At 71.6% G+C, this 8172-nt stretch carries 3 protein-coding genes; 1 reads left to right on the top strand and 2 read right to left on the bottom strand.

Translation table 11 applies throughout. The features are described from left to right. Positions 1–2: 2 nt before the first annotated feature. Positions 3–6131, bottom strand: coding sequence for an Ig-like domain-containing protein (locus H508_RS16100; protein WP_051223363.1), 6129 nt, complete (start codon positions 6129–6131; stop codon positions 3–5). Between the two features lie 131 nt (positions 6132–6262). Continuing rightward, a complete protein-coding gene (locus tag H508_RS0111560) occupies positions 6263–7690 on the bottom strand; it encodes a hypothetical protein (protein ID WP_026374178.1) in 1428 nt (475 codons plus the stop codon). 286 nt (positions 7691–7976) lie between these two features. Between H508_RS0111560 and H508_RS0111555 the strand changes: the two genes are divergently transcribed. After that, on the top strand, positions 7977–8172 hold a 196-nt coding region (locus H508_RS0111555), incomplete at its 3' end, for a hypothetical protein (protein ID WP_425393464.1).

Genomic DNA, 8172 nt, shown 5'->3' with positions numbered 1-8172 from the left:
CGTCATGGCCAAGGGACTTCGCGGGTACGAAGGTTGACGTTGTCCGGCCCACCGCTAAGCGTCATCCAGGCCGGCCCGCCATAGCCGCTATAGCAGAGCCGGGTCGACCCGCTACGGAACTGCGTTGAGCCGTTGGGCGTCGTGATCGTGTTGATCGTCAAGGTGCCTTGCCCCGACTCAGGTACGAACGGCGCCCCGCCGTTTGAAGCGCGGTTGAAACAGGCAAACTGGTACGTTCCGGGCGTTAAGTCGGACCAGTTCAGTTGGTAGAAATAGCAGTTGCCGCCGTTGCCGCTCGTGCACGACCCCGGATGAGCGACATCACCGCGACTCAAAGAGATGGATGGATTACGCCGCACCTCGGCTGTGGCCCGTTCCGTTACCGTTCTCGTCTGCGTGCCGTGGATCCCGTCGTCCGGAAGGTTCGTGGTGCTTCGCACCGTGATCGAAACGGTCTGTCCGCCGCGGGCCGCGCGAGTCACATCGCCTCCAGACCACGTCGTCCAACTGCCCCCATCGACCTGATATTGCGTTAGGACGTCACGACCGTTCTTCGCGGCCGGCGAGATTCGGAAGCGGACCTGTTCCTCCTCAGCAATCGGCACAACGTCGAGAGCGCCGATTTGGCCGTAGGGCGAGATTGCGTTGCTCGAAACCCAGCCGCTCCCCTCGCTGAAACCGTCGGTCTGGGCAACTGCACGAACCTCAAGGGTGTAGCGTCCCCCGTTCGCTAATCCGGCGAACGTCCCTCCGGGGCCGAAGCTCTGTACTTGAGTCGTGCCACGAACGCGTACCTCGAAGCGAACCTCGTTGGCGCGCAGACCGTTTGGATCGCCGGGCGTCCAAGTGACGACGGAGTTCTCGTTACCCTCCGTCGCTGCCACGTTAGAGGGCGCGTCGGGCGCTGTGATCACACGAACAGGTGCGGAGGGCAGCGATGCAACGCTGGTACCCGCGCGGTTTGTCGCGGTTACGGTGAATGTGACGTTCTCGCCCGTCGCGGCAAACACGAAGTTCTGGCTCGTCGTCGTCGGTTGCATAGCGGGCGCGCCATTCGAGGGCGTGACCGTGTAGGACGTGATGGGCGCGCCATTGTTGTTCGGCGCCTGCCAAGTCACAAGTACCTGCACCTCGCCCGGGATCGAGCGGTCGGGAGTCGCCGAGACGTTCCCGACTTGCATCGGCGGGCCCGCGGGCGTCACCGCGCGCGAGTAAGCGGAGAAGTCGCTCGGCTCATCGGCGAGGTTCACCGCCTGGATGCGGAACATGTACGAGGTGCCGTTGACGAGGCCCGTCCAGGTGTGGCGCGTGCTGCCGCCGCTGACCGTCTGCTGCACGACGCCGCCCGGCGCGGGCGGGGAGATCTCGATCCGGTACTCCTGGATGGGCGAGCCGCGGTTGACGGGCGGCACCCACGTGAGCGCGACCTGCGTGTCGCCGTCGACGGCCGAGGGCGGCGCCGGCTGCTCGGGGCGCACGTCGGGGCGCGCCTCGTTCGAGGCCGCCGAGGGGTCGGAGTCGCCGACCTCGTTCTGCGCGACGACCTGGAAGCGATACGTCACGTTGTTCGTGAGGCCGGTGACCGTGCACGTCGTCGCGGGGCACGGGAAGCTGATCGCCCCGTCGACCGACTTGACGACGTAGCCCGTGATCGGCGCGCCGTTCGAGGGCGGGGCACCCCACGTGAGCGTCACTTGCGAGTCGCCCGTCGCGTCGACGTTCGGGCGCGGCGGCGCGTCGGGGCGGCCCTTCACGTTGAGGGTCAGCGTGCCCGTCACGTGGCGCGCGGTGAGCTCGGTCGCATCCTCGACCGTGTAGCGCACGGTGAGCACGCCGTTGAAGTCGGCGCCCGGGGTGACGGTCACCTCCCGGTCGTTGTGCGAGACCTGGCCCTGCCCCGCGACCGTCTCGGCGGAGATGACGCGCAGCGGCTCGCCGCGATCGGCGAAGGGGTTGAAGTCGTTCGCGATGACGTCGGTCGTGAGCGCGATGCCCTGCGTCGCCTCGCCGCTGTCGGCACGCGCCTCGGCGAGCGGTCGCGTCGTGGCGACGACCTCGACGACGACCGTGCCGGGCGCCTCGTTGCCGTGCGGGTCGATCGCGACGATCTGGAACGAGCCGCTCGAGCCGGGCGGCGTCGTGAGGTCGGCGGTCGCGGTGAAGACGCCGTCCTGCAGCGACACCGAGACGCCGGCCATCGACCCGCCGCGCTGCTCGAAGACCATCGCCTCGAGGTCACCGGGGTCGGGGTCGCGCGTCGCGTCGCGGAGGTCGAAGACCGCCGCCTGCTCCCCCGCCTCGGGACGGAGGATCGCGCCGGCGAAGGTCGGTGCGACGACGCTCGAGGGCGTGACCTCGATCGCGATCGTCAGCACCGCGGTGTTGCCCTCCGGGTCGTCGGGGCCCGTGCCGTCGGTGACTTCGAACGTGATGGATGCGGGACCGACGTAACCCTGCGGGGACTGGAAGCGCAGCGTGTGCTCGTCCACGATGCTCTCGGAGCCGTCATGGTTGACCGCCGAGACGCTGTCGCCCGTCGTGATGCGCGGCGCCGCGCCGTTCGAGGTCGTGACGTACTGGCGCAGCGGCAGCTCGAGCGGCAGGCCCGAGCCGACCTGCGCGGGCTCGGTCTTCGAGAGGAAGGGTGCGCGGTCGCGCACGGGCGGCACCGCGACGAAGGCCTCCGCGGTGAGCCCGTCGATGTCGGTCACGCGGTAGGTGACGACCTGGAACGCCTCGGTCGGGACGACCTGGACGGTGCCGCGCACGACATCCGCCTCGCCCGTCACGATCGAGAGCTCGAGCTCGCTCGGGTCGCCGTCGAGGTCGAGGTCGTTGTCGAGCACCGGCACGTCGAACGCCTGGCCGAGCTCCACCTGATCGCGGGGCAGCGGGTCGTCGCGCGCGATGGGCGGCAGCAGCTCCGCGTCCTCGGTGACCGTGAGCATGACCGAGCCCGTCGCGCTCGCGCCCCGCGCATCCACCACCGAGTAGGTGAACTGGTAGGTGCCCGGCTCCGAGGGCGAGCGGAGGTCGACGGTGTCGCGCTCGGTGTTGACCTCGGCGTCGGGCAGCTGCTCGGTGCCCTCGAGCCCGTCGACGAGGAGCCTCAGCGCATCCTGATCCGGATCGGAGTCGTTCTCGAGCACCGGGATCGCGATCCGACGGTCGGGGCGCACGTCGACGTAGTCCGGCTGGGCGAAGGGCGTCTGGTTGATGTCGGCGGCCTGCGCGATGCCGATGATCGCGGTCGCCGTGCCCTCGGCGCCCCAGCGGTCGCGCACGCGATAGGTGAACTCGACGGTGCCGGCGCTGTCAGGGAAGGCCTCGAAGTCGAAGTAGTCGGGGCCGACGGTCGGCAGGATGCGGCCGCCCTCGGGCGCGGTGTCGTAGCCGACGAGCTCGACGCCGTCGCCGTCCGGATCGATGCCGTCGAGCGGGATGGGGATGCGCACGGTCGAGCCCGCGAGCACGCGCGACGTGACCGTCTGCGGCGCGGGCGAGGAGTTCGACTCCGCGTCGCGCGGCACGATCGTCACGGCGACCGTCGCGGAGTCGCGGTTGCCGAAGTCGTCCTCGACCTCGTAGACGACCGTCGCGCGCGTCGGTCCGCCCTCGAGCGCGTGCACGCGCAGCCGGCCCTCGGAGATGAACGCGACGCCCTCCGCCTCCGAGGCGAAGCTCGTCGAGACGACGCGCTCGGCGACCCAGAACGGCGTGCCGTCGGGCGAGAAGTCGTTGTCGAGGACGTCGAGGGTGCCGTAGTCGCCCGCGCGCACGGTCATCGCATCGTCGACCGCCTTCGGCGCGCGCGGCCGCGCGGGCGGCACGACGGGGATGACCTCGACCGTGCCGGTCTCGGAGAAGCGGCCGTTCGAGACGGTGTAGGTGAACTGGAAGGGCGACTCGAGCCCGCGGTTGTCGACGATGCTCACGATCCGGCGGTCGCGCAGCTCGACGCTGATCGGCGCGCCGTTCTCGATCTCGAACTGCTGGACGACGAGCACGCCGCCCGCAGGGTCGACGTCGTTGGCGAGCAGGTCGACGAGCGCCGTGCCCTGCTGCGGCACGAGCGCGATGTCGCGCACCGCGACGGGCCGGGCCTCCTCGTCGGGCGTGCGGATGTCGACGCGCACGCGGCCCTGGCTCGAGAGCGCGCCGTCGGCGACGAGGTAGGTGAAGTAGTGCGTGCCGACCGGCCCGCCCTGCACCTTGACCGTGCCGGTCGTCGCGTCCCACGTCATGTCGAGGCTCGCGGCCGGCTCGACCGACGCGAGGCGCAGCGGCCGCCCCGACGGGGAGAAGTCGTTGAGCATCGGCCGGATCGTGGCCTCGCGGCCCTCGATCGTCGTGATGAAGTCGGCGTTCGCGAGCGGGTTCGCCGTGCCCCGCTCACGCACGTCGACCGTGATCTCGCCCGTCGTCTCGGAGCGCCCGTCCGAGACCGTGATCGAGACGCTCTGGAGGCCGATCTCGCCGGTCGCGGTGTAGACGAGCCTGCCGGAGGGGTCGGTCTGGATCGTGTCGCCGGAGTCGGTCGTCGCCCCCACGAGGTACATGTCATCGCCGTCGGGGTCGACCCAGTCGGCGAGCACCTGGTACTCGTACTCCCCGCCCTGCTCGACGGCGAACGCCTGCGCGCGGAGCGCCTCCGGCACGTCGTTCTCGCCCTCGCCGCGCACGGTGAGCGTGACCGTCGCCTGGTCGCGGCCCTCGCGGCCGTCGTGGATCTCGTAGCCGAACGTGAAGGTTCCGGCCGCCTGGTCGGGCGGCAGCTGCACCTGCAGCTGGGAGTCGTTCGCGACCGGCGCCACCGAGACGCCCGTCGGCAGGTCGCCCACGACGCGCGCCGTGAGCACGTCGCCGTCGGCGTCGACGTCGTTCCAGAGCACCGGCAGGAGGGTCGAGGTGCCCGGGCGCGCGCCGAAGCGGTCGTCCTCGGCGCTCGGCTCCGTGTTCTCCTCGTTGATTGGCGGCGGCTGGTTCGTCAGCAGGTCGTCGGTCGACTCCGAGTCCTCCTCGTCGGAGCGGCTCTCGTCCTGCGGCGGCACGAGGTCCTCCCAGTTGTCGACGAGGATGAGCGTGTCCGAGAGCAACCACGATGCGCCCTCGACGAACTGGTTGAGCACGACGGCGTCGCGGTTGACGCGGAACGTCGCGGGCGAGCCGTCCATCTCGGGCACTTGCGCGCGCAGGTCGCGCGCGTCGTCGTCGCAGTCGCGCACGAACTGGGCACTCCCGGGCCAGACGCCGTAGACGCATCCGCCGAGCTGCACGGGCCGCACGGCCTCTCCGCCGCCCGCGATCTGCTCGACCTCGGCGTCGCCGCCGCCGAGCGGCTGGCGGATGAGGCTGTCGGGCGTGGCGAGGATGACGCGGTCGGAGCGGTCGCCGTCGAGCTGCACCGCGGCGCCCTCGGGGGTCGTCACCGCGCTGCCCGGCAGCAGCAGGGTCGAGGTCGCCTCGTCGTGCACGACCGCGCGGTCGCCGACCGTCGTGACGACCGGCTCCTCCATCGCACCGAGCTCATCGCGCTCCCGCAGCTCGGGCTCCCCGAGCGCGCCGTCGACGAGCGGCAGCGTGAGCTCCTGCGCATCCGCGATCGACACCGCGTGCACCGTGCCGTCACGGCCGACCGCGACGGCCGCTCCGGCGCCGAGCTCCGCCACCGGGTCGGTGTGCTCCGGCGAGAAGCCGCCGATGTCGTCGAAGCCCATCGCCCACAGCGCGCCGTCGGCAGGGTCGACGATCGCCACGACGCCGCCGCCGAGCGCGATGCCGGCCTGCGGCGGCAGCTGCACGGCGGTGCCGGTCACGACCTGCGTCGGGTCGACGAGCAGGGCGACGGATGCCTCCTGGTTGTGGAGGATGACGTCGTCGCCGTCCTGCAGCACGTCGAACGTCGCGGTCGGCGAGATGAGGCCGGCGTCGAGCTCCTCCGCCTGGACGTTGATGCGGCCGAGCTGCTGCGACGACTGCTTCGTGACCCAGACGCCGCCGTCGTTGAGGTCGACGTCGGTCGTCGTGAAGCCCTCGTGCGTGAACGCGACGATGCCGAGCGCGACCGAGACGGCGGTGATCAGGGCTCCGGCCGCCGTCGACTTGCGATGGCGCGAGAGAGACCTGAGCACAGGGCATCCCCTTCCGACGGCACGGGTAGCCGCACCCGGCTGGGGGACGGCGGCCCTATTGTGTCAGACCTGAGCTCTCGGCGAAGAGGCGGAGGGGCGACTGGCTCGGCCGCCCCTCCGCCGCCCCGCGATCAGCCGCGGGCGCGCTCGTAGGCGGCGAGCCGCTCCGCGTGCTCGCTGTTGAACTCGTCCATCGCCTGGCGGTTGTGCTCGCGCGCACGGCGGCCGCGGCGCGACTGGATGCCGCCGACCCAGATGGGCACCTCGCGCGCGATGACGAACGCGAGCACCGACAGCGGCGCGAGCAGGAGCTGCCCGAGCGACGCGGCGTCGATGCCGGCGACCGCGGCGAAGCTGCCCCATCCGCCCTCCGACTCCATGTGCGCGCCGGCGATGTGAGCGGCGTAGGTGAGGAGCGCGACGACGAAGCCGCCGAGCACGTGCGCCCACCACCCGGCGCGGTTGGCGATGAGGCTCAGGATGAGGTAGCCGACGAAGAAGACGATGACCGGCAGCAGGTACGAGGGTCGCAGCCACAGCGACTGCAGCGTCGCGGCTGCGTCGAACTGCCGGTCGAAGAGGTAGCCGACGGCGAAGGCGGCCGCGGCGAGCAGGAGCGCGAAGACGAGCGTCGCGAGCAGCACGACCGCGAGGCCGACGCCGCGCGCGCCCTTGCGGCGCGGGGGCACGGGCTCCTCGACGAGCACGATGGGGGCACCGCTCGCCGCCGCGCCGGCCGTCGCGTCGTCGCCGCCGGTGGCGGAGGCCGGGACCTCGTCGCGCACGTCGTCGCGCACGATGCCGAAGCGGTTGGAGCGGTCGCGGAGCTGCGGCTGCTCGAGCGCCTGGGTCGGCTCGTCCGCCTGCGCGTCCATCGCGCGCGTCGGCGCGTCGTCGGTCGCGCCGACGGCGGGGTCGTCGACGGTGTCCATGGCGCGCGTCGCGTCGTCGTCCCGACGCTGGGCGTCGATCGCCTGGGTGGGCTCGGGCTCGACGAACTCGCGGCGGTCGCGGTCGTCGCTCGCGGCACCGGCCGCGACGCTCGCCTCGGTGAGCCCAGCGAGGCTCGCCCCGGGAGCGCCGGCATCCCCGTGACGCCGGAGGCCGAACGAGGGGCGGCGGGGCTCGACGAGCGCGGGAGGCTCCGCCGGCTCGACCGGCTCGCCCTCGAGCGAGCTCGATGCGGCCTCGCCGTGCACCTCCGCTGCGGTCGAGCGCGCGGAGTCGTCGGGGTGCGCCGCGGAGTGGGAGGGCCCGCGCAGCGTCGACGGCGCGATGACCGTCGGCTCGATCGGGCTGTCGCTCGGCGCGGGCCGCTCGAGCACGGCGGTGTCTGCCTCGGGCTCGTGCTCGACGAGCGGCTGGTGCTCGTCGTGCTCGTCGACCGTCGCCGTCGCGGCCTCCGTCGAGTCGGGCGCGAGCTCCGCGGAGTGCGCCGCCGAGACCTCCGACGCGTCGGCATCGCCGGTCGCCTCGATGCGCTCGTCGGGCGTCGCCTCGGAGAGCGGCGCGGTGCCGAAGAAGCGGTCGCGCCACGACGTGGACTGCTGGTCGCTCATGGGTGGAACCTCCTGCACCGGCACGGTGCCGGGTCGGGGCGATCCTAGGGGCGGGGCGGGGCGGGGATCGGGCGGCGCACCGCGAGCGGGCGAATCGCGCCGGGACGCGGAGAGGGCCGCTCCCCTGTGAACTGACCCCCGGGAGTTGGACTGAGAAATTCAGTTCCGACTCCCGGGGGTCAGTCATATGGATCAGCGAAGTTCGCTGACGGAGGAGCAGCGCGAGTTCGCGGTAGCGTGCTTCGAGGAAGGTCGCGGTGAGAAGTCGGTCGCGACGGAGATGGGCGTGAGCGAGTCGGCGGTGAAGCGGCTGTACGGCCGTTGGCGCGTGCGTGGCCGGGGAGCGCTGGTGACCAAGCAGACGACGCAGTCGTACCCGTTCGAGACCAAGTTCGCGATCGTCACCCGGTTCCTCGCTGGCGAGCCGAAGGTCGAGCTCGCCCGCGAGTTCGGGCTGTCGTCGCCGAAGCTGATCGAGACAT

The sequence above is a fragment of the Agrococcus lahaulensis DSM 17612 genome, assembly GCF_000425105.1.
Classification (GTDB): Bacteria; Actinomycetota; Actinomycetes; order Actinomycetales; family Microbacteriaceae; genus Agrococcus; species Agrococcus lahaulensis.
Note: the sequence above shows the minus strand (reverse complement) of the source record. Positions and strands in the feature narration are given on the sequence as shown.

Coding starts and splice junctions, on each gene's coding strand:
- H508_RS0111560 (WP_026374178.1), bottom strand. CDS start 7,690: ATGAGCGACCAGCAGTCCACGTCGTGGCGCGACCGCTTCTTCGGCACC.